Below are 22,528 nucleotides of genomic sequence, written 5' to 3' on the forward strand. Positions count from 1 at the left end.
GCCGGTTCGGCCAAATGGTGGTGAAACCCGAATACCTTCGGTTCCGTACAGCCATGCCATGAAGCTGCTCTCTAAAGAGAAAAGCACCGCCTCAAATGCCTCTGTGCGGCAAGAGCGGTGCGAATAAGCTTATTTATGAATCGTTCTGTATACGTCCAGCGCCGTATTCAGGAATCCCTCGATTTCTTCGCGCGATTTGCGAAGCTTGTTTACCAGCCGCACCAGCTCCCGGCCGTCCGAAAAGGCCACAAAGCTTGGTATGCCCAAAATGTTCAGCTCCTGGCTGAGGTCGCCGACTTGATCCACGTCCACTTCGACAAGCGTCAGATCGTTCGAAAATTTCGTTTCCACGTCCGGCATAAACGGGTCCATAAATTTGCAGTCCGAGCACCAATCCGCTTTAAATACGGCTACGGTCAGTCTCGGAGACTGGATTGCGACTTGAAATTCGGCTTGAGAAGTAATTTTTTGCATGGATATCCGCCCTTTCTATCCCATATCTTGTCCAATTCTTGTCCATTTCTTCTCTTAGTGAATCAAAATACCGAGTGGAAGTCAAATTTTTTAGCCATACTGAAAGTAATGTGAGGTTTACAAGAAAGGAGGATGCGGTCATGCCGGTAACATCTGCACAGCGCACCCTTGTACCCGCCTGGATCCGGATCATGTCGGCCCTGCCGAAGACGGCCGCCGAGGTCGCCCGCGGCAAAGCCGCCGGCTGGAAAGCCTCCCGGCAGTTGACCCGGCGGCGCCGGCCGCTCGACTGGAAGGAGACGTCCGCCCAGAGTATCCGCGACCAGCTGGACCGGATGGCCGGCGACATCGGCCGGATGCGGGAAATGCGCAACCATCTGGCTTATCCCCGGGATACGAATGCCCGCTCCCAGGAAGAGCAGGACATTCTACATACGATCCGGACCCGCACCCGGGAGGCGAACCGCAGCAACATTACGCGGACGAAGGCCTATTACGATTGCTACCGGGAGTATCCCGAGCTCCATTGGTCCTTTTTGGCCCACATGGTGTCGCGGAACGCCGGCTGGAATATGAGCGACCTGAAGGGCGGACTCATGTCCGATCTGATGGAGCCTTCCGCCCGGGAAGACCTGTACCGGATGCTGGAGCGGTGCAACGCGCTCATTTTTCAGGACGCCTACCCCCAGCTTCTGCTGTACAGTCACAGCCGGCGCCTTGGACGGAGCTTGTTTCACCTGCTCCCGAGCTTTGGCGTATCGGCGTTCATGAGCCCGTTCTGGGACCGCTTCTGGATTGAACGGGACAGTGCCCTGCTTGCCATCGGGCTGATCATCAATGAACAAAACTATATTGAGGGCCGCGTCGTGCAGAACGGTTATTATCAAAGCCGGGTCCTCCGTAAAAAAGCATTTTCCATGCACAGCAAATTTCAGATGAATCAAGTCGTCTTCCCGATGCTGCCGCATATCCCGGAGCTCGAAGCCGACGTGTTCCATACCCCCGAAGAAAAGTCCCGGATCCGCGAGTCAGCCGGCTACGCCGCCGATTCCATGGTCGGACTCATTCTGGAGCAGTTCTCCAGCCTGAACGAGAGGATTGCCTTCGGAAAAGCGCTTTACGCCACTCTGTTCGGTTACGAGGATGTATTGTCCGGCGTGCACTCGTTCGCTTCAGTCGTCGAGCATCGCGGTTCACGGAGCGAATATTGGCCGCAGCTGTTTACCCATGACAAGAAAAACGCGCTGAACTCCCCGCTGGAAAGTGTCGAGCTGATGAAGCAGGAATGGCTCCCCGGCGGCCGGCGCCTGTACAGCCCGCTCCTGCACGATGTGTGGCATGACCTGTACAGCGAACCGATCCCGCGTTATGACTGGTTCAAAAACGAGGATGCGATTCATTACGTAAGCCGGCCGAGACGGCCCTTGATGATCGAAATGACGCATGCCCACCGGAACGCGCTGCAAAAAACAGCCCTCACGCACGATGTCGGGAGGGCTGTGACTTCAACGTATTAGCTTGTCTTAAAACTGATGCGGCACGGACCGTATTAACCCCGTTCCTGCGATTTCAACCGGGACGGCTGCAGGCGCATCAGCGGACGCAGAGCCTTCTGCAGGATACGCGGATAGCTGGACAGCTCCTGCTGGCGCAGCACGCCGAGCATGACCAGCAGTGCCAGATACAGCACCACGACCACGACGCCAACCACCAGGCAGGTGATCAGGAACGCCAGCCTGTCCGGCAAAATGTGGACGAGCTGGTCGCCCGCGGCGTTAAGCCCGTATCCAACGACGCTGGTGACGATCACGGTAATGAGAAAACCACGCCAGCGTTTCCCCAGAATGGAGAACGGCACGATTTTTTTCATGACGCGCAGATTCAGCCACGTAATGACGAGGAAGCAGAGTCCCGTCGCGGCGATGATGCCGTAAATGCCAAGCCATGGAGCGAGAATAAGGCTTCCAAGGAGCTTAATGATTATGCCCATCATCACGCTGATGACCGTCAGGTACGCTTTGCCGACGCCCAGCAGGATCGAGTTGGTCGTCATCATCGTAATCTGGAAGATCGTGCCGAACGTCAGCAGCATAATCAGTCCGCTGCCGTCCAGGCTGCTGAACAGCAGGCCGTTGATCGAATATGACGCCACGCAGAGGGCGATGACGATCGGCATGCCGGTCAGGATCGAGATGCGCAGCGCAAGCGTGATCTGCTGCTTCAGATGCGCTTCGTCCTTCCGGGCGAAAGCGGCCGAAATGACCGGAATCAGCGAGGTGCTGAGCGCGATGGCCAGAATCGGCGGGATGCCGGCCACGCTCTGCGCGCGCTGTCCGAGAATTCCGAGCAGTTGCGTCGCTTTCGCTTCGCCGATCCGGCCGATCAGGAGCGGATTGACGATCGACGAGTCAATAAAGTTGACCACCGGCACGGTCATCGATGACAGCACGATCGGAATCGAGATCGTAAAGATATCCTTGTAAATCTGGCCCATCGGCAGATGCGAATCCGGACCGGCTTCCAGCATCAGCGCCCGGTCCTGCTTGCGAATCTTGACGGTGTAATACAGCATGACGGCAAACGCGCCGATGCTGCCGAGCACGCCCCCGAAAGAAGCGCCGGCCGCCACCCAGCTGTCCTCATATCCGCTCTTCAGCAGAATGTAAGCCAGCAGGATCGCAGTGCCGACCCGGGCGAACTGCTCGACGATTTGCGAAATGCCGCCCGCGGTCATGTTGCCGCGGCCCTGGAAGTATCCGCGCATCATCGCGATCGCCGGAAACAGCAGCAGCGCCGGCGCCAGCGCGCGGATGGCGAGCGACGCTTCCGGCACTTTGGAAACGTAGGTCGCATAATACGGTGCGAGCACATACAGCAGAATGGTGATGATGACGCCCGCCGCCGCGGCGAAAATAAGCGCTGCGTGGTACACGCGCTGCGCTTCCGCCGGCTTCTTCAGCGCATAGCGCTCGGATACCATTTTGCTCAGCGTACTCGGAATGCCTGCCGTTGCTACGGTCAGCAGCAGCAAATAGACGTTGTTCGAAATCGTAAACGAGGCCTTGCCTATGTCATTAAACAGGTGATCCAGCGGAACCCGCTGCACCAGTCCGAGCACGCGTGCCACCAGCGCAGCAGCAGCCAGAATGAGCGTGCCTCTAATAAATGATTCTTTCTTCGCCAAACCCTATTCCCCTTCTTTCCCCAGCAAGCACAACCCCGGACGGGTGACCGCCCGTGCGTTATCTTCTCATTAGAAAAACACGATCCATACGAAAAATACGATGATCATGACGATTTGCAGGATCACTTTCATCACCATGCTGCTGAACAGGCCGACAAGCGTCCCGAAGCCCACTTTCACCGCTTTTGACGGCGACGATCCGTTGATAAGCTCTCCCACAAACGCGCCTACAAACGGTCCGATCACAAGTCCGAAGGCCGGAATGACGAACGGCCCGATGATAGCCCCGATGGTGCTTAGAATGACCGAGAGCCTTGAGCCGCCGAATTTCTTCGTTCCCCAGGCGCCGACGGCATAATCGGCTACGAACAGCACCACGATGATGAGGCCCTGGATGATCCAGAACCAGGTATTGAAATGGGAAAACGTAAAAAACCAGCCATACACAAAAAAGGCAAAAAAGATAGCCAGCGCCCCCGGCAGTATCGGGTACACGGCGCCGGCCAAGCCGATTGCGAACAGCGCAATGACCAAAATCCAGCCAAGCACAGCCATCGCCTATGCTCACTCCTCGTCAAAAATGAATTTTTGGATAACCTCAGCGATTCCGTCATCGTTGTTGCTTGACGTAATATAATCGGCTGTATCTTTCACGACCTGCTGCGCGTTGCCCATAGCTACGCCGAGTCCGGCCTGCTGGATCGCCGCCAGATCGTTCATGCTGTCTCCGACCGCAATGACTTCAGACATCGTCAGGCCCAGCAGCTTGCACACTTCCGCAATGCCCGCAGCCTTGTTCACGCCTTCCGGGTTGATCTCCAGATTAAACGGCGAGGAGTTGGTAATTTCAAGGCCGCCCATATCCTGCAGCTTCATGAGTATACGGTGTCTCGCTTCGTCATCCTCTGTATGATAGCCGAATTTGAGCCATTCCTTGCCTTCGACGTCATCCGTCCAATGATCCTTATTGTACAGCTGCTCAACGGAATAGGCCCAGTACCAGCAGTCCTCTTCCACCGCGATGTCGTGCATCGCCTTCACCAGCTCCACATCCATCAATGAACGCAGGTGAAGCTCATGCGGGGCACGCCATACCTCGCTGCCGTTTACCGTAATCATGGGCGTGGTCAGCCCGAGCTCTTCCCCATAAGGCAGGGCGCTCATAAATGCCCGTCCTGTCGACAGGCACACATGCACGCCGTGCTTCGATGCCTTGCGGATCCACTGCGCCGTTTCCTTTGAAATGTTCTGCTCATCGGTCAGCAGCGTTCCGTCCATATCCAGTGCGAGTAACTTGTATTTCGTACTCATGCCGTTTCCCCCTGTCCTTGTTCCAGCGCTTTTCTTTCCGTTTTGACACAGACATACGGACATTTTACCACAAGGACCGGGACCTCACAAAAAGGATTTGCAGCGGCACTTACATCGCTGGACAGGCCTATCATTAAAAAAGCAGGCAGCCGGGGAAAGTCCCGTGTCACTGCCTGCCTAGGTCAGCCAGTTTACCGCAAGCACCGATGGATCCCACGGCCTTGCAGGCACTGCCTGACTTTATTATGGGTTGCTTTGACCGTCAGTCGTTTCCTTCTTGCCTTTCGGAACGCCGTCCAGTCCGTACACCTCGTCGTACGCGTCGAAAATTTTACGCGCGATCGGCGCGGCGCTCTGCGAGCCGAAGCCCCCTTCCGGGATCATAACCGCAATGGCCAGAACCGGATTTTCCTTCGGAGCAAATGCGATAAACACCCCGTTATCGATCAGCTTGCCGCCGACGCTCTGGGTCGATGTCCCCGTCTTCCGGGCAAAACTGTACGGGAAGCCTTCAAAGGAGGAAACGTCACTCTTCATCCCGCGCTTGATTTCATCCCAGTACGACTGGCTGAAATTGACGGTGTTCAGCACTTCCGGCTTGAACGTCTTGAGGATGTTGCCTTTGTCGTCGGTGATCTTGCTGACGAGCTGCGGCTTCAGCCGCTTGCCTTCGTTAGCCAGCATGGCGGCGTATTGGGCGAGCTGCAGCGTCGTGTATTTCCCCTGCTGCCCGAAGGAAGCATAGGCCATGGCCGCCTGGGCTGAACCAGCTGCTTTAACATCCATGTACTCCTTGCGGCCCTCCCATTCACCTGGCAGACCACTGCCCGTGCTGACCCCAAGGCCAAACGAAGTCATGTAGCTGTCCCATACTTGGATGGCTTTGGAGCCGTATTTTTCATACAGCTTTTTCCCGATCTCGTCGACCATAAACGCGTTGGACGACTTCTCGATCGCACGCGCCGGGTCCATCCCGCCGTATACGTGGCCCTGGGAGTTCTGTACGCGGGTCTGGTGGCCTTCTTTACCGAAGTATGCCGCACCCGTATCGTTATAGTAGGTGTTTGTTCGAATCAAGCCTTCCTTCAGTCCGATCAGGACGCTGAGCGGCTTCATCGTGGAACCGAGCAGCACGACTGATTCCGGATGGCTGCCGGATTTCCCTGGGTTAAAGGAACGGATCGTGCCGTTCTGGTAAATATTCTGGATCTTATCCCAGTTCTCCGGCGAGATGCTGCCTGACTGCCACACGTTCGTATCGTAGTCCGGCATGCTGGCCATGGCGACGATGTTGCCCGTCTTCACTTCCATCGCGACGGCGAATCCCGTCGTCGCGTTCGGATGCAGCTTGCCCGAAACCGGATGCGAGTGGAGCCAGCTCAATTGCTCGGTAATGGCCTGCTCCGTCTGCAGTTGAACTTCCTTGTTGATCGTGCTGTAGATGTTATGCCCCTTCTCCGGAGGCACGATATCCTCCACGCCCTCCGGCATGTTGCGGGGATCGATCGGCACCTTCTTGTATCCGTTCTTGCCGCGCAGATCGTCCTGATACATCAGCTCCAGGCCATCGTAACCGACAAACTCGGGTTCGGTGTAAATCAGGCCCGGATCGGTCTGAGCATCGCCGCTGCGCTGCTGCTCGTCGATCGTCTTGTACTTGGTCAAACTTTTGGATCCCTTAAAGGTCCGGATGTACCCGATCGTCTGCACCGCCACGGTGTCGGGGTCATAATGCCGGATGCTTTCCTCTTCGATCGCGATACCCGGGAAATCGGACTTATGTTCCGAGAAGTAGGCGATTTCCTTGTCCGACAAATCCATCTTGATCCGGCGCGGTGAATAACCCGAATATTTCTTGTAATCCAGATCCATTGCATCTATGATATCCTGCTTGGTCATTTTCTCGCCGTTCGGATCGCCGTATTTATTGAACACTTCCAGCAGATCCTCCGCCATCTTTTCGGCTTCCGGACGGTTCTTCTTCCCGTTCTTCTCGCTGTAATCCTTCATCAAGGTAAGATACAGCGACTGGGTCGGCGTGGAATAGGCCAGCTTCACGCCCGAAGCGTCGTAAATTGTTCCCCGGACCGGAGGCAGCGGCACATCCTTGACGATGTTGCTGGACTCCTTCTCCGTCAGCGTCGGCCCCTCCACAAACTGCAGAATGGCGAGCCGGATAATGATGACACAGAAAATAATAAACGTACTGAAAAAGAACAGGTTAATCCGCAGGTTAAAGCTGTTTTTCCCTTTCTTCGGACCTTCCTGCGCATGGTCCGTCGTATAGTCGCTCACCAGCATTCCTCCTTCCTGTCTGACCTATGTAAAACGACCTTTATTATTCTAGCATAAAAGGCATGCATTCGACATCTTTCGCTCTTCCCCTGGGTTGGGATATAAGGATGCTGTTACTTTTTTAAGAACAACAGAAAAAGACCGCCCGGAAAATCGGGTCGGTCTTCATCCAAGATATACATATGAAAGCATTGTTCTATTGGAGCAGACGTCAGTAAATCTGCTAAGCCGAATGGCCGTTTTTCCGAACGGTCTTACGGGTTCACAGCCTGCTTGTTTTTCTTCGGTACCCCGTCGAGTCCGTATTCCTGGTCATACGCATCGAAAATTTTGCGGGCGATCGGAGCCGCACTGTATGCGCCAAAGCCTCCTTCCGGAATGACGACGGCGACGGCCAGCTTCGGATTGTTCCGCGGGGCATAGGCGATAAAGACACCGTTATCCCGGTTTTTTCCATCTGCCCACTGCTCAGAGGTACCTGTTTTTCTAGCAAAATCATAAGGGAAGCCTGCAAACGCCGACTTTACGTCGGTGTTCATCCCTCGCCGCACAAGATTCCAATACGATTTGTCAAACTCGTCGGTCTTGTTCAGCACCTCACGCTTAAAGGTTTTGATCACCTTGCCGTTCTGGTCGGTAATCTTGCTGACGATCTGCGGCTTGATGCGTTCCCCTTCGTTGGCCAGTGTGGCGGTATATTGAGCGAGCTGGAGGGTTGTATACTTGCCTTCCTGGCCGAAGGAAGCATAAACGAGAGAACCCTGGGCGCTGCCTGTTTGCGGAAATTTGCCGTTTTTATCGGGCATATACTCCCTTCTGCCCAGAAATTCATTGGGGAGGTCGATGCCCGTTGATACCCCTAAACCGAACTGCTTCATATAGTTGTCCCAGACGTCGATGCCCTTGTTGTAGGTACCGCCCTTGTTTTTATATTTTGAATACAGCCTGTCACCGACCATTTCGACCATAAAGGTATTTGACGAATGCTCGATGGCCTCAGCCGGGGTGCGGAGGTATCCGTAAGCATGGTTCTGCGAGTTCCGTACAGCTTTCTTCTCTTTGCCGAAATACGCAATGCCGACATCGTTATAGGGTGTCGTCGTCGAGAACAAATGCTCCTTCAGGCCGACCAGCACGCTGAGCGGCTTCATCGTGGAACCGAGCAGCAGCGTGGACTCCATGTTGTGGCCTGATTTACCTGAGGAAATGGGAGTAATGGTCCCATTCTGGTAATTGAACTTGATCTTTTCATAATCCTTATCGGAGATCCCCCCGTCCGCCCATACATTTGTGTCATAGTCAGGCATGCTGGCCATGGCCACAATTTTGCCGGTGTCCACCTCCATGGCAACGGCGTATCCCGTCAGCGCATTAGGATGCGTCTCACCAGACACGGGATTGTGATGCACCCAGTCCAGCTGGTCCATGATCGCCTGCTCCGCCGTCTGCTGCACCTGCTTGTTGATCGTCAGCCAGACGTCGTTCCCCTTCTCGGGCGGGACGATCTCCTCAACGCCGTCAACGATGTTGCCCGGCGTTACCGAGACTACTTTATACCCGTTTTTGCCCCGCAACTCTTTTTGAAAGGACATCTCGACACCGTCGACCCCGACCAGCTCATCCGGCGTATAGACGAGTCCGGGATCCTTCTGGTCTTTGCGCGCCTCGTCATACTCTTTTAACGACTCCGTATGCTTGAAGCTCTTAATGTATCCAACCGTTTGCACCGCGATCGTATTCGGGTTATACGTCCGCTTCGATTCCTCAATAATTTCGATCCCCGGAAATTCGGATTTCCGCTCCATGAAATAGGCGATCTCCCGCTGTGATAAATCCATCTTGATCCGGCGCGGATAATACCCGTGCTCTTTCTTGGAGTCCAGGTCCATCGCTTCGATGATGTCTTCCTTCTTGATCGGGTCCCCCAATCCGTTAAATACATCCGCTATTTTCTGAGCCAACTGCAGCGCTTCCGCACGGTTCTTCCTGCTTTTTTCCGTCGCGTTGCTGTAATCCTTCTGAAGCGTTATGTACAGCGACTGTACCGGCGTAGAAAAAGCCAGTTTCGTTCCGGTCGCGTCCAAAATATCTCCACGGGCAGGCGGGAGCGGAATATTTTTCGTGTTTTGCCCGGTTTCTTTCTCCGTCAGCGTGTCCGCTTCGACGAATTGTATGACGGCCAGCCGGATAATAATGACGCAAAATATGACGAAGGTGCTGAAAAAAAACAAATTCACCCGTAAGTTAAGCCCGGACTTGGGCTCATTGTCCTTATCGCCTTTCACGTTCCTTCCCAAAAAATTGTTCACCGATCTCCCCACTTCCTTGCACTCATCTCATACTGGAAAACATTCCCCATAATTTTAACATATCTTGACAGTGAGGAGAATGATAGGAAAATGATAAATATACGATTTCCTGGGCTGTATCGTAATGACTCAAGCGAAGTCGGCCTTTCATCGTTGGATTCTCGAATGAGGCGGGAAACTATACCTGAAGTCGCTGCCAAGCATGCGGAGGAGTTGAAAAGACAGGGCCAGCATCCATCGGGCAGGGGGATGTCAACTGCTGGCATTTCCCTGTTGCAGGGTGAGCAATAAAGTGCGGGGATCCTGTATCATTTGTATAAAGCAAGCCATTTGCGTAAATTTCGTTTCATCATTTCCCTGTAAAATACGGGCTCCATGATTTCGGCTTCCGCCCCATACTGGGACAGCCAGCTTATAAATTCAACCACGTTGGTTACACATAACTCCACAATCAGACTGCCGTCCCGGCTCTCCGCCATTCGCATCGGGGGAATAAACGCCTCAGTTCTGAACATACTCGCCATCCGGGGAGAGATCCTGATTTTAAACTGTATTTGGTCTTGCTCGTGCTGCTCATGATAAGGATCCAACAACTCTTGCTGAACATGCATATGTACTTTGACGAATACGTCATCTAAAACTTCTACCTGCTGAAAATTGCTAAGAGCGTAAATTTGGATATTCCTTTCCGAATGGCTCCTGCCGACCAGATAAAAGCGCTGCTTCCAAGGTACGAGCCAGTAAGGATCGATTCTTCCGGACTTTCGCTCCCGGCGGTCAGAAAGAACGTATTCCGCCTGGATCGTATGCTGGGACAAGGTGGCCATGAGGATCGGGATGAGAAACGGCGGCTGATCCCGTATCGCTGCCGCAGACTTGTCCGCCGATGTCATCGCTTCTTGCTGCTCTGTTACCGCGGAATCTGCTCTTCGCTTATGGTTCGCCGCCATGACTTTCTCATATGCACTTTCAAACGCCGCGGGCAGGATCGGTTTAATCTGATTCATAATGGAAGGAAGCGCCGCGAAAGCGGACATTTCCTCTTCCGTCCAATCCAGCGGATACAAGGCAAAATCCCCGATGAACCTGTACCCCTTGCCATGCCCCTGATGGGTAATCGGAATGTGCATGGCGCTCAGGGCATCCATATCGCGATATATCGTCCGCTCGCTGGTGCCGCAACGCTCCGCAAGCTCCCTGGCCAGAATGCCGGGCTTGGCCTGAACCAGGGTGATAATGCGCATTAGTCGGATCAGTCTGTCTGTCATGTGGATTCTCCTAGCTCGTATAGTAAATTAGACTCATATCTCAACTTCCGAAGTAGTCCATTCGACTTGTAGCAAAGTGAATCCTGCTTTCATGTTCCAAAGACCATCCCCTTCGTTTTTGCTATTTTTTCTTGAAAAATATGTACTTGAAATGGCAGGGTATACATGCGACTCCTTACCCGTTTCTAACCAAAGAAGTATTCCTATTCATGTAAGTTCCTACATAGTGCTCGCTGAGCTGGTACAGCATGTCGGCCTCGGCCAGCAAACGGCCGTCCGCGTTCCGGGCCGCGCTGATCAGCAGCTCGTCCCCCTTGCGGCGGAGCACCCATTCCCCATGCTCAATATCGCCGAATTCGAACAGCCTGATGGCTTCCTTGACTACTCCCGGTGTTTCCAGAAGTTTCACATGCTTATGGACGTGGAAATCCTCCGGCTGACGCAAAAGCCCCATGTGATACGTGTAATTCAGATAAAGTTCTTTGACGGGGAGCTCCTTAATCCGCTCCTTGTTCCGCTCCTTATAACGCCACTGGGCCGAGATAACGCCATGAAGACCTGGACTTTGCGGCTCAAGGGCAAGCTCGATCGCAAAGAACTGCTTGACTCCGTCCTGCAGATGCCCCAGCGGCACGATCAATGAATGATTCAGTCCTCTTCTTGCCTTTGCCCCGTAAATACGCAGCAAGGTCACATGCGGTTCCAGCCACAAGTGCAGCTCCACATCCCGGGCGATAAGCTTAGGGGAGGTTCGCCTCCGGGCAGGACGCAGCGTTCCTCCGTACCACTCGACTAGTAGAATAGCCTTATTCATTCCGCTGGCAAAAATATGATTGCGGTTCCATGTAAATTGATCCTGTATACCTGACTGCATGGATGTTCACCCCTATCTTAATTCATCGTCTTTATATCGTACCAATATTGGCTGACAGCATCTTGTCACGGAACATACGTTCGTATTCATATATTTGTAAATAATATCACAACATTCCACTATTTTCTACCTGATTCTTCCTTTTTTTCGAGTAAACCACTCCCTTTACCGCGGCTTTTTCGCTTCAATGCATCTTTATGTAAAAAGTCCTACGATTTGTCCTAAACTAGTATAAAAGAACGAAATTGAAATAAATGTCGAAACGTGTAGTGTAGATTCGAAGCGGCCAACTTTTTTTATCGGCATAAATTTCGCCCATGCGAAAAAAGACCCAGAATCTCGAAGGATTCCAGGTCTTTTGCGTGTTGAAATATGGTATTATTTAGACATTAACTGACAATTGCATTCATTTTGGTTTCGTTTGGACCGGCCGTTTCGCGGATTTGGACCGGTGCATACGTAATTTTGTCAATCCACAGCTCCTTGCCCAAAGGCTCGCCGTTAACGGTAATCATAATCTTTTTATATTGTTGTTCTGTGTCACGCATCATTCATTGCTCCTTTTCATGTCGTATATATTCGTATATTTGAGAGGGCTTCATCTATTCCTGGGACTGGCTCTTCTGTCCGCCTTTTGGTACGTCATCCGGCTTCCTTTTTCATTTACCCGCTTTGGGCGCCATTTGAAACCGGTCCGGCAAAAATGGACGAAAGTGGAACTTTCCCGCCGGTTTTCGAGTATATTCTATGGACGGCTCCGGCCTGTCCTGCGTGATGGACAACCCTCACTTTCTATAACTCTATGCAGGAGGTTGTTGCTTTATGAACCGGAACTTATCGCTCATCCGCCTATTATGCGCGGTGATGATTGTCATATGCGGCACGATGCTGTTCAAGACTTCCGCTAAAGCGAATTATTTCGACGATTTTTATAAAGGGGTGGAGACGTTCTCCGGCCTTCCCAGCGAAGTCAACCGGCTGAAGGAGAGCTACCGGGAAACCTTGGACGACCTCGACCGGGCTCAAGCCAACGCGAAGCAGTACCAGGAGCAGAACGCCGAGCTGATGGCGCAGAACAAGGAGCTGTCCGAAACCGTTCAGGCGCTGCAGGAAACCAATCAGGCAAGGGCAGCCAGGGAGCATAAGCTGAAAGTCATGCTGGTCACTGTGGTTGCTCTTGCCGCCGGGTATTTTGTTTTTATTCGCATTATGCGGTACTTCATGCGCAGAGCCAACCGGATCTAGCGACAAACCCGGAGTCCGAAGTAGGAGGAATTGCCATTGAATCTGTCGATACTGGAACATGCAAGCCCGGACAGCGGACAAGCCGTGACCTTCCTGCTGGAACAAGGGGAAGCGATGCACTTTCTGCATCCGGAGCAGATCATCGCCTACAGGGGACCGTCCGACGGGCGGAGCGACCGGCTTATGAATATCAAGGGGATGTACCGGAAGAAAAAGCTGATTCAGGCGGATATGCGGGGGAGCTGCAGTTTTACCGCAGCGCTGCCTCCCGGCTACAGCGTCAAGCCGATTAAGCTTGCCGGCGGCAGCGATTTGCTGTACGACCTGCGGCATTTATTTTTTTACAGCTCCGGCATCACTATGAAAACGCGGATTCTGAGCGCGAAGAATATGCTGATTACCCGTGACGCCGTCAAGGTGAAATTTGCCGGGACGGGCACGATCGGCGTCCTGACCGAAGGCATGGTCCTGGAAGCGGAGCTTCATCCGGACGAGCCGCTGTACGTTGACGCGGGAAGCGTGATCGCTTATCCCGAAAATGCTAAGCTCGACTTGACGGTTTACGGCAATACGCTGGCCAGCCAGCACATGAATTATCATTTTAAAATGACGGGTGTGGGAACGGTGCTGTTTCAGGCCGGACACCGGAGCAGCCACCTGGAGAAGGACCTGAACAACGACGGGCTGATCAAGCGGGTGCTGCGGGAGATCATTCCGTTCGGGGGAGTTTTTATCAAGTAAGGGGTATACGGTTTGCCTGAATCTGACATATAATCTCCTTAAACATTCCGAACGAAAGAGGACCTGACATGTACATAGCCGATCCTTCTTGAGTTCAAACACAAGGAGGTAACATGTCCGTTCAAACGATGACCAAGACTTCGCCGCCAAGTGGACAGCAGCCGCTGACGCAGCCGGATATGTCGGCCACGGTCTACCGGATCCTCATCGCCATCAGTCTCGTGCATCTGTTTAATGACTCGATCCAATCGGTCATCCCGGCGATCTTCCCGATTCTGAAGTCGTCCATGCACCTGACCTATACGCAGATCGGGATCATTTCCTTTGCGATCAACTTTACGTCCTCCATCATGCAGCCGGTGGTCGGATGGTTCGCCGACCGCAAGCCGACGCCCGCGCTGCTCCCGATCGGGATGGGCTTCACCTTCACCGGGATGCTGCTGATGGCCTTCGCCACCACCTATCCGGCCGTGCTGCTGGCCGTCGTGTTTGTGGGCCTGGGCTCGGCCGCCTTTCATCCGGAAGGCTCGAGGGTATCCCACATGGCCTCCGGAACGCGCCGCGGGCTGGCCCAGTCGATCTTCCAGGTTGGCGGCAACGCCGGGCAGTCCCTGGCTCCCGTGCTGACGATGTGGATTTTCATCCCGCTCGGCCTGTTCGGCTCGATCTGGTTTACCGTCGTCGCCGCGGCCGGCATTGCGGTCCAAATCTTTATCGCCAGATGGTACGGCAACCGCCTGCGCACCGGGGCGTACCAGAAGAAGAAAACGCAGGCGCGCCAGCTGCGGCCGGAAGTGCGCTCCCGCGTCCGTTTCGCGATCGTGCTGCTGGTGCTGCTCGTGTTCGTCCGTTCCTGGTACAGCTCGTCCATCAGCACGTTCTTTTCATTTTATCTCATGGAGAATTTCCACCTTTCCGTGAGCGACGCGCAGGTTTACATTTTCCTGTTCCTTGCAGCCGGCGCCGTTGGCACGTTCTTTGGCGGTCCGCTGGCCGACCGGTTCGGCAAACGGAACATGATCTTCTGTTCGATGATCCTTGCTGCTCCGCTGGCCATCCTTCTGCCTTATGCGAATCTGTTCTGGTCCGGCGTGCTGCTGGCGATCATCGGCCTGATCGTCTTCTCCAGCTTCTCGGTGACGGTCGTGTATGCGCAAATGCTGTTCCCCGGCAAAATCGGAACCGTCTCCGGCCTTATTACCGGCCTGGCTTTCGGAATGGGAGGCCTTGGCGCACTCGTGCTGGGTAAATGGACCGATATTGTAGACATTACGACCGTCATGCAGATCTGCAGCTTCCTGCCGCTGCTTGGCATTCTGACTTATCTGCTTCCGTCCGACAAGCTGCTGAACCGGTGGTCCGAGGGAACGGAAGCCTGATCAGCGTTGTTGCGCGTCCAAGCGATTCATCTGCAAAAAGGGACCGCCCTGGGCTTTATAATAAGCCTGGTGGCGGTCCTTTTAGGTTGCCGGCATATGCGGGTGTGCAGACTGCCGTTATCTCTATGGCCCATGAGTAAATATAACAGTCCCTTGCCCGACCCAAGTTAGGCCGTCTCCCAGCGGGTCCTACTGCACCTTACCGGCCGCGGCCTCCCTATGCCTCACCGTCCGGCCGCTCCGAGCGCAGCTTGGTCACAATCCGGCGCTTCCTGTACAGCATTTTTCCGGCTTCGGCCACATCCTCAATCGTACCCTTGTTGCTGATGGAGCCGAAGAAAATCCCGGCAATCGGCACGAGCTGGAACAGCTTTTTCCATCCGAAGCTGTCACGGTACGTCTGCACCACTTCCCGCCAGCCCTGAATCTGCGACATGACTTGGGCCGGCGCATGCTCTCCGTCAAACTGCCCAAGCTCGTCCAGCACCGCCTTTTTGCCGACGATGTCGGCCGATGCGAACTGCAGACACTTGACGATAAACAGGCGCTCTTTCTCATCCCTCGGATCGTATCCGTAGCAAACGGCGATCTCCTGCAGCACCTTCAAAGAGAGGCCCAGCACCGCAGGGATGTCGATGGCCAGCGTCAATACGCCGCCAATGCCCGTTGTCGCCCCTTGGGCAGCAGCAAGCTTGGCGCGGCTCGCGGTGAGCTCATCCGCCACGCTGTCCATGACCGCAAGCGGCAGATTCGCCGCCTCGGCGAGCGTCAGTCCGGCTCCATCCCCGCCGTCATGCCCATCCGCCGGTTCCGGCGCTCTGCTTCCCTCCGGTCCGCTTCCCAAAAGCGAATGCGTCCGCTCAAGCCGCTTGAGAATGGATTTGCGCTGCACCAAATACTGCCCGCCGGTCTGCAGAAACCGTCCGACCTCGCCAAGCCCTTCGGCCAGCTTGTCCTGAATCACTTTCGGCGTCAGCCGGTCCAACAGCATAAACGGCAGCCGGCTCCATTTTTCCCAAAACCACGCGCTTTTCTGATCCTTCTCCCATTTTTCAATCCGCCTTAATTCCTGTTCCAGCTGATCTTTGGTCTCCATCTGTCCAGACACCTCCCAAAATTGGTTGTTCATGTAACACGGCCCCGATACGCCTTTCCCGCGATCCGGCTACCCACATACAAAGATAGGCATGATAAACGAGAAAGACCGCATGGATGCAGCTGCATGATGGACATCTTAAATCTGTATGCCTTCCCGCTCTTTGAACCGGCGGATCAGAAACTCGCTGTGCACGTTCGTGATGCCTTCCACCGTCTGGAGCTTCCGCAAATATTTTTCCACATGCTCCTGGTCATCCATCAATGCATGGACATGCAGGTGCGGGCCGCCGCTCATCTGGTAGACGCTCGTGATTTCATCATCCGCCAGCAGCGTTTCGGCAACGGTCTCAAGCAGGTTCCACTCCACTTCGATCAAGAAGTACACCGACATGCTTTTTCCGGCCTTCAGCGGGTTGACAATCACCGTAAATTTATCGATGATTCCCTGCTCCATGAGGCCATTGACCCGTTCCCGCACGGCAGCCCGCGTCAGGTTCACAAACCGGCCGAGCTCTGCATGGCTGAGCCTGCCGTTATCGAGCAGATGATCCAGAATCATATTGTCTTTTTCGTCCAAGTGTTTGAATTTCATGGCTTTCTTCCTCTCCCGGCATAAGCTTCATTGCTTCGTTGTATTTTACATTGTATAAATAAACTACATAAATATCGTCCGTTTGTATGGTTAATATTATACAAACGGTGTATAATGAATCCGTCCTACGGCATCCGGATGCGATAAGCCCCGTGTTTTTAGTGTACAGGGACACGGCGGAAGAGCGCAATCCGGACTCTTATTTTCTGATACAGGCAGGTGTACTCATGTGATTACGTTATCTTTGGAAATTCTGCTCATCTCCGTTCTGGCCGGCATCGTCGGATCGGTGCTGGGTCTCGGAGGCGGCATCATCGTCACGCCGGCGCTGACGCTTCTATTCGGCGTCAGCATCGAGCATGCCATCGGCGCCAGCATCATATCCGTCATCGCCACTTCAAGCGGCTCCGCCATCGCATACATCCGCGACCGGATCACCAATATGAGGGTCGGGATGTTTCTGGAAATCGCCACGACCATCGGGGCGATCACCGGAGCGTTCATCGGCGGTATCATCGCCCCTAATCTGCTCTATATCATCTTCGGGCTGCTGCTCATCTACTCCGCGTTTAATATGATCAAGAAGAAGAGCGAAGGTGCCGCCGGTGAGGTCAGCATGAGCCCGGCTGCCAAGAAGCTCCGGCTTGAAGGAAGCTATTATGATAAAGCCATCAAGCAGGACGTCCCTTACCATGCCGGAAACGTCTACGGAGGCTTCTCCGTCATGTACGGCGCGGGCATCGTATCCGGCCTGCTCGGCATCGGCAGCGGCAGCTTCAAAGTGCTGGCCATGGACGTGTTCATGAAGCTTCCTTTGAAAGTCTCGACCGCTACCAGCAACTTCATGATGGGCGTGACCGGGGCTGCCAGCGCGGGGGTTTACCTGCTGCGCGGGGATATCGATCCGCATATCGCCGGACCGGTGGCTCTCGGCGTTCTGGCCGGAGCGACCGTCGGAGCGCAAATTATGCAGCGTCTCAAAAGCAAGACGATCCGCCTGCTGTTCATTCCGGTGCTGGCGTACGTGGCCGTGCAGATGATTCTGGAAGGAGTGGGACTGACGAAATGAGCGAAACGAACGAGCAACGTCAAGAGCGGCAACAGAAAGATATTTTGGAGGTGGAGCTGGCCGTCAGCCGCTGGCTCCGGGTCGGCGTCGTGCTGAGCGCAGCCGTCATCATCGTCGGATTGGTGCTCTTTTTTATGGAGGGAAGCAGCGGATACCCCGGCAGCTCTTACCCGCACAGCCTCCCCGATATTGTGAGCGGAATCGCGTCGTTGAAGCCTTATGCCGTCATCACGGCCGGATTGATCCTTCTCATTCTGACCCCCGTACTGCGCGTCGCTATTTCCATCTGGGTATTTGTGCGCGAAGGCGACAAGCTGTATACAGGGATTACCACCCTGGTGCTGCTGATACTGATCATCAGCTTTATCTTGGGAAAAGCCTGAAACTTCGGCATTCCAAAAAGCCCTGCTTCTTCGCAAAGAAGGCAGGGCTTTTGTATTAAGTTTCCTGTTCCGGAGGGTCGTCCGGATCTTTAGGCGGTATGATGTTAGTGGCCTCTTCGGGCTTCTGCTTCTCTTCGTTGAGATGAACTACCGGAAGCGCCGGCGAGGTCAGAATCGCTTTCACCTGCTTCCGTTTCGCCTTCGGGCTCAGCACATACACCGTATCGCCCGACTCGATTCTCGTGTTCCCGCGCGGAGCGATGATCTGTTCGTTGCGGATGATCGCTGTAAACAAAATGTCCTCCGGCAGGTCGAGCTCGGAAATTTCCTTGCCGGCGATCGCCATCGTCTCGTTGACGTCCACGTGGTTGATCTCCGATTTGGCTTTGCCTAAGGCCGTCAGCTCCAGGAGCGAAGGGTTGGACGGTTTGATTTCTCCCGCCAGCCCCAGCTTCCCGGCAAACGGGGAAATGGTCGCCCCTTGGATAATAGCCGAAGTCAGCACGACGAAAAACACCACGTTAAAAAATAGCCGTCCGTGTTCCATATCCGCCAGCATCGGATAAGTCGCCAGCACGATCGGTACGGCTCCGCGCAGGCCGGCCCAGGAAATGAGGAGCTTTTCCCGGAAAGAATACTTCATCCCGAGCGTGCTGAGGAAGACGCCAACGGGCCTTGCAATCAGCATCAGAATCAGGGAGAGCAGCAGACCTTCCCCGACGATGCCCGGCAGCTCGGATGGAAAGACAAGCAGGCCGAGCAGCACGAACATGACGATCTGCATCATCCAGCCGAACCCCTGGTTAAAATGCATAATCGAACGCCCATAGGCCAAATCGGAATTGCCCATGACGATAGCCGTCACGTAGACGGCGAGGAGCCCGCTGCCATGGATCACCGAGGTGGCGCTGTACGCAAGAATGGCGAATCCGAGCGCCATCACGGGATACAGTCCGGACGAATCGAAATTGATCTTGTTGATGACGTAAACCGCCAGCCTGCCGATGAGCAGCCCCATGACCAGGCCGATGCCCATTTCCCAGAAAAACGACAGGATCATTTGGAAGATTTCCGCCTCGGGATGCTGAACATATTCGATCAGGGAGACGGTAAGAAAGACGGCCATCGGGTCATTGCTGCCGGACTCGGCTTCCAGGGTGGAGGTCAGACGCTTTTTGATATTTTTCCCTCCAAGCACCGAGAACACCGCGGCCGCATCCGTCGATCCGACGATGGCACCGAAGAGAAAGCCTTCCACCCAGGACACGCCCAAAATATACTTGGCGCAGACGCCGACGATAAAGGTCGTCAGCAGCACCCCCACCGTCGCCAGCGACAGGGCCGGCTTGATGACCGGCTTGATATCAGCAAACTTCGTCTGCATGCCCCCTTCGAACAAAATGACAATCAGCGCCAAAATCCCGACCATCTGGGTGATGAGGACGTTATTGAAATACACGAACCGCGTAATCAGCATGCCAACGATGATAAACAGCACAAGGGCCGGCATGCCGAATCTTGAGGAAAATTTGGTGGTCAGTACGCCGACGAGCAGCAGGCCGGCCATTAATAGAACAAGTGAATTAACCAGTGTTGTGGAATCCAAACAGCCTCGCCTCTTTAAAATGGAATGTAAACACGCCTTAATTTCGGTTGCGAACAAGAAAATTGCCCTAGTTATATATAAACCAAGCAACTAATGTTACAAACAAAAGCGGTATGTCCCCTCCCCTTTAGGCCGTCAATTGACGGTGAGAACAGCCCTCTGAAAAGGGGAATCATGGGTCTACATTTTCCAAATAAAGGCGGGATTATGCGGGGTTATTGGACATGAGCGGATCGTCCCCATCCGTGACGGCTCCTTTGGATGCCGAGGATACGAGCCGCGCATACTTCCGCAGCACGGCGGCGGAATGCTTCAGCTGCGGCGGGAACCACTGCTTCGCTCTCTCCTCCAGCTCCTCGGAGCTGACCTGCATATTGATTTCCTGGGTTTCGCTGTCGATGGTAATGATATCCCCTTCCCGAAGGAGGGCAATCGGACCGCCGACCTGAGCTTCCGGAGCCACGTGTCCCACCACAAAACCGTGCGAGCCGCCGGAGAACCGGCCGTCGGTCAGAAGCGCCACGTCACCGCCCAGTCCTTTGCCCACAATCATGGCGGTGACGGACAGCATTTCCGGCATGCCGGGACCGCCTTTCGGTCCGGAGTAGCGGATGACGACGACATCTCCCTTCCGGATCCGGTCGCTCACGATCGCTTCCGTGGCTTCTTCTTCACTGTCAAATACGCGGGCAGGCCCGGTAAAGGACAGCCTGCTCAGGCCGGACATTTTGGCTACGGCCCCATCCGGCGCCAAATTACCTTTCAACAGCACGAGCGGCCCTGTAGGCTTCAGCGGCTGATCCAGCGGTCTGACGACGTTCTGGCCGCTCCGCAGCGGCGGCACCGCTGCCAAATTTTCCGCGATCGTATGCCCGGTTACGGTGATGCAATCGCCGTGAAGCAGGCCCGCTTCAAGCAGCAGCTTCATGACCGCAGGGACACCCCCGGCATCGCTCAGATCCTGCATCATATACCGGCCGCTCGGCTTCAGATCGGCAAGATGCGGCACCTTCTTGCGAATCCGCTCGAAGTCGTCGATGGTCAGATCAACCTGAACGGAATGGGCGATGGCCAGCAGATGCAGAAAGGCGTTGGTCGATCCCCCCAGAGCCATGACGACGGTAATGGCGTTCTCGAATGCCTTTTTCGTCATAATGTCTCTTGGATAAATTCCTTTTTCGAGAAGCTGGATCACCGTTTCTCCCGCCCTCGCACACTCATCGGCTTTTCCGCTTGCGATGGCCGCCGTCGATGAGGAACCAAGCAGGCTCATGCCCATCGCTTCCGCGGCTGCAGCCATGGTGTTGGCCGTATACATTCCCCCGCAGGCTCCGGCACCCGGACAAACGTGGCACTCGATTTGATGGAGCTCCTCGGGAGTCATTTTGCCGTCATGATACTGCCCGACGGCTTCGAAGGCCGTCACGATATTTACGTCCCGGCCGTTCAGCGATCCAGGCTGAATTGTGCCTCCGTAAACGTATACAGCCGGAAGATTCATGCGTCCGATCGCCATCAGGCAGGCCGGCGTATTCTTGTCGCACCCGCCGATCGCTACCAGGCCGTCAAAACGCTCGGCGTTCACGACGGTTTCGATCGAATCGGCAATAATTTCCCGGCTGGGCAGCGAAAACAGCATGCCTTCATGCCCCATCGATATCCCGTCGGAAACGGTGATCGTATTGAATATGAGCGGAGCCCCGCCGCCGGCCTGAGCGCCTTTCTTGGCTTCCCTGGCCAATTCATCAATATGCATATTGCAAGGTGTCACTTCGCTCCAGGTGCTGGCCACGCCGATCATCGGCTTCTTGAAATCCTCATCCTTAAATCCGACCGCACGGAGCATGGCCCGGTTCGGGACCCGGTTTACGCCCTCACTGATGACTTTGCTGCGAATCCGCAGATCTGATCGATTTTGACTCGTCATTTCGAATCGTCTCCTTCCGAGTGGTTTTGAATGAATGCATAAAGCTCATTCATCGGTCTCAGCAAATTCTGCTTCATCACCGAGGCGGCCAGCGCCGCATCCTTCTTCTCGAACGCCTCGATGATGCGGGCATGCTCTTCTGCCGAGGCAGCGGTTGCCGACACCGGCTGGGCCAGAAAAACATACTTAAACCTCCGGATATGGATTTGCAGCGAGGCGCTGAAGGAGGCAACGTAGGCATTATCAGAGGCGTCCACGATCAGGTTATGAAACTGCTCGTCAAGCTCCATCGCCTGGTACGGCTGTCCCTGCTTGATCGCGGCGGCGAAATCGGCGTTAAGCCCCTTCAGCTGTTCGATCTGCGCCGCCGAAATATGAGTCGCAGCCGTTTCAGCCGCCAGGGAATGCAGAGCAGCCAGGGTAGCATACATTTTCAGAATGTCATCCTTCTCGACCGTCTGAACGCGCGTATCCCTTCCCGGATGCATTTCTACCAGCCCTTGGACTTCCAGCAGCTGCAGCGCCTCGCGTACGGGGGTGCGGGAAACCCCCAGCGCCTCTGCCAACTCGGCATCCACCAGTTTTTCTCCCGGTTGAAGGGTGCCGTCGATAATCCATCTCTGAATTTGGCTGAAGGCCCGCTCCTTGGCGGTCATACGCACAGGCGAGGAATAACTTTTAGGGATCGGCATGATCGCTCACTCCTTTATCTTATGTATGCAATATATCGCATACATATATTAAATTCAAGAATAAAAATGAAATGCCCTCCC

The 22,528-nt window shown here is 54.5% G+C and carries 20 protein-coding genes; 6 read left to right on the plus strand and 14 right to left on the minus strand.

The window, feature by feature from the left end:
* Positions 1 to 129 precede the first annotated feature (129 nt).
* Entirely contained in the window at positions 130 to 474 is a 345-nt protein-coding gene (locus BCV73_RS21470) for a thioredoxin family protein (protein ID WP_076173701.1), read from the minus strand.
* Positions 475 to 614: 140 nt separating this feature from the next.
* Here BCV73_RS21470 and BCV73_RS21475 point away from each other — a divergent pair, with 140 nt between their 5' ends.
* Entirely contained in the window at positions 615 to 1,991 is a 1,377-nt protein-coding gene (locus tag BCV73_RS21475) for a DUF2515 family protein (RefSeq protein ID WP_076173699.1), read from the plus strand.
* Positions 1,992 to 2,023: 32 nt separating this feature from the next.
* On the opposite strand, the gene BCV73_RS21480 is transcribed toward BCV73_RS21475, so the two are convergent.
* The 8 genes from BCV73_RS21480 to BCV73_RS35125 all read right to left on the minus strand — a co-directional run bounded on the left by BCV73_RS21480 (position 2,024) and on the right by BCV73_RS35125 (position 12,263).
* Positions 2,024 to 3,658: a putative polysaccharide biosynthesis protein gene (locus BCV73_RS21480; RefSeq protein ID WP_089548470.1), complete on the minus strand. Its 1,635-nt coding sequence runs from the start codon at positions 3,656 to 3,658 to the stop codon at positions 2,024 to 2,026.
* Between the two features lie 69 nt (positions 3,659 to 3,727).
* Entirely contained in the window at positions 3,728 to 4,213 is a 486-nt protein-coding gene (locus tag BCV73_RS21485; RefSeq protein WP_076173695.1) for a DUF456 domain-containing protein, read from the minus strand.
* A 9-nt stretch (positions 4,214 to 4,222) separates the two neighbouring features.
* On the minus strand, positions 4,223 to 4,969 hold the full coding sequence (locus tag BCV73_RS21490; protein WP_076173693.1) for a Cof-type HAD-IIB family hydrolase: 747 nt from the start codon (positions 4,967 to 4,969) through the stop codon (positions 4,223 to 4,225).
* 243 nt (positions 4,970 to 5,212) lie between these two features.
* Positions 5,213 to 7,264, minus strand: coding sequence for a peptidoglycan D,D-transpeptidase FtsI family protein (locus BCV73_RS21495; RefSeq protein ID WP_256992937.1), 2,052 nt, complete (start codon positions 7,262 to 7,264; stop codon positions 5,213 to 5,215).
* A 254-nt stretch (positions 7,265 to 7,518) separates the two neighbouring features.
* Complete coding sequence (locus tag BCV73_RS21500; protein WP_481855798.1) at positions 7,519 to 9,573, minus strand: peptidoglycan D,D-transpeptidase FtsI family protein; 2,055 nt, start codon at positions 9,571 to 9,573, stop codon at positions 7,519 to 7,521.
* Positions 9,574 to 9,881: 308 nt separating this feature from the next.
* Positions 9,882 to 10,841 (minus strand): helix-turn-helix transcriptional regulator, encoded by a 960-nt coding sequence (locus BCV73_RS21510; RefSeq protein WP_076173689.1) that lies wholly within the window; start codon positions 10,839 to 10,841, stop codon positions 9,882 to 9,884.
* Between the two features lie 175 nt (positions 10,842 to 11,016).
* Positions 11,017 to 11,715: a hypothetical protein gene (locus BCV73_RS21515; RefSeq protein ID WP_089548472.1), complete on the minus strand. Its 699-nt coding sequence runs from the start codon at positions 11,713 to 11,715 to the stop codon at positions 11,017 to 11,019.
* A 389-nt stretch (positions 11,716 to 12,104) separates the two neighbouring features.
* On the minus strand, positions 12,105 to 12,263 hold the full coding sequence (locus tag BCV73_RS35125; RefSeq protein WP_218828167.1) for a hypothetical protein: 159 nt from the start codon (positions 12,261 to 12,263) through the stop codon (positions 12,105 to 12,107).
* Between the two features lie 274 nt (positions 12,264 to 12,537).
* On the opposite strand from BCV73_RS35125, the gene BCV73_RS21520 reads away from it, so the two are divergent.
* The 3 genes from BCV73_RS21520 to BCV73_RS21530 all read left to right on the plus strand — a co-directional run bounded on the left by BCV73_RS21520 (position 12,538) and on the right by BCV73_RS21530 (position 15,080).
* A complete protein-coding gene (locus BCV73_RS21520) occupies positions 12,538 to 12,960 on the plus strand; it encodes an MreC domain-containing protein (RefSeq protein WP_076173685.1) in 423 nt (140 codons plus the stop codon).
* Between the two features lie 114 nt (positions 12,961 to 13,074).
* Positions 13,075 to 13,701 (plus strand): AIM24 family protein, encoded by a 627-nt coding sequence (locus BCV73_RS21525; RefSeq protein ID WP_089550349.1) that lies wholly within the window; start codon positions 13,075 to 13,077, stop codon positions 13,699 to 13,701.
* 113 nt (positions 13,702 to 13,814) lie between these two features.
* The gene (locus BCV73_RS21530; RefSeq protein ID WP_076173681.1) at positions 13,815 to 15,080 is read left to right on the plus strand and encodes an MFS transporter; all 1,266 of its coding nucleotides are present in this window, start codon (positions 13,815 to 13,817) and stop codon (positions 15,078 to 15,080) included.
* A 217-nt stretch (positions 15,081 to 15,297) separates the two neighbouring features.
* On the opposite strand, the gene BCV73_RS21535 is transcribed toward BCV73_RS21530, so the two are convergent.
* Both BCV73_RS21535 and BCV73_RS21540 read right to left on the minus strand, forming a co-directional pair.
* Positions 15,298 to 16,176, minus strand: a complete 879-nt coding sequence (locus BCV73_RS21535; protein WP_244169372.1) for an EcsC family protein — start codon at positions 16,174 to 16,176, stop codon at positions 15,298 to 15,300.
* 138 nt (positions 16,177 to 16,314) lie between these two features.
* Positions 16,315 to 16,770, minus strand: a complete 456-nt coding sequence (locus tag BCV73_RS21540; protein WP_089548473.1) for an Lrp/AsnC family transcriptional regulator — start codon at positions 16,768 to 16,770, stop codon at positions 16,315 to 16,317.
* Between the two features lie 229 nt (positions 16,771 to 16,999).
* Between BCV73_RS21540 and BCV73_RS21545 the strand changes: the two genes are divergently transcribed.
* Positions 17,000 to 17,839, plus strand: coding sequence for a sulfite exporter TauE/SafE family protein (locus tag BCV73_RS21545; RefSeq protein ID WP_076173677.1), 840 nt, complete (start codon positions 17,000 to 17,002; stop codon positions 17,837 to 17,839).
* Positions 17,836 to 18,222 carry a DUF1634 domain-containing protein gene (locus tag BCV73_RS21550; RefSeq protein WP_089548474.1) on the plus strand — a complete coding sequence of 129 codons (387 nt, stop codon included), beginning with the start codon at positions 17,836 to 17,838 and terminating at the stop codon, positions 18,220 to 18,222. The genes BCV73_RS21545 and BCV73_RS21550 overlap by 4 nt, the downstream gene beginning before the upstream one ends.
* A 55-nt stretch (positions 18,223 to 18,277) precedes the next feature.
* Here BCV73_RS21550 and BCV73_RS21555 read toward each other — a convergent pair whose 3' ends face one another.
* The 3 genes from BCV73_RS21555 to BCV73_RS21565 form a co-directional block, all read right to left on the minus strand.
* A complete protein-coding gene (locus tag BCV73_RS21555) occupies positions 18,278 to 19,828 on the minus strand; it encodes a potassium/proton antiporter (protein ID WP_089548475.1) in 1,551 nt (516 codons plus the stop codon).
* Positions 19,829 to 20,033: 205 nt separating this feature from the next.
* A complete protein-coding gene (gene ilvD / locus BCV73_RS21560; RefSeq protein WP_089548476.1) occupies positions 20,034 to 21,755 on the minus strand; it encodes a dihydroxy-acid dehydratase in 1,722 nt (573 codons plus the stop codon).
* The gene (locus tag BCV73_RS21565) at positions 21,752 to 22,447 is read right to left on the minus strand and encodes a GntR family transcriptional regulator (RefSeq protein WP_089548477.1); all 696 of its coding nucleotides are present in this window, start codon (positions 22,445 to 22,447) and stop codon (positions 21,752 to 21,754) included. Before BCV73_RS21565 ends, ilvD begins: the two co-directional genes overlap by 4 nt.
* Between the last annotated feature and the right edge of the window lie 81 nt (positions 22,448 to 22,528).

The sequence above is a fragment of the Paenibacillus sp. SSG-1 genome, from assembly GCF_002224835.1.
GTDB classification, from domain to species: domain Bacteria; phylum Bacillota; class Bacilli; order Paenibacillales; family Paenibacillaceae; genus Paenibacillus_AQ; species Paenibacillus_AQ favisporus.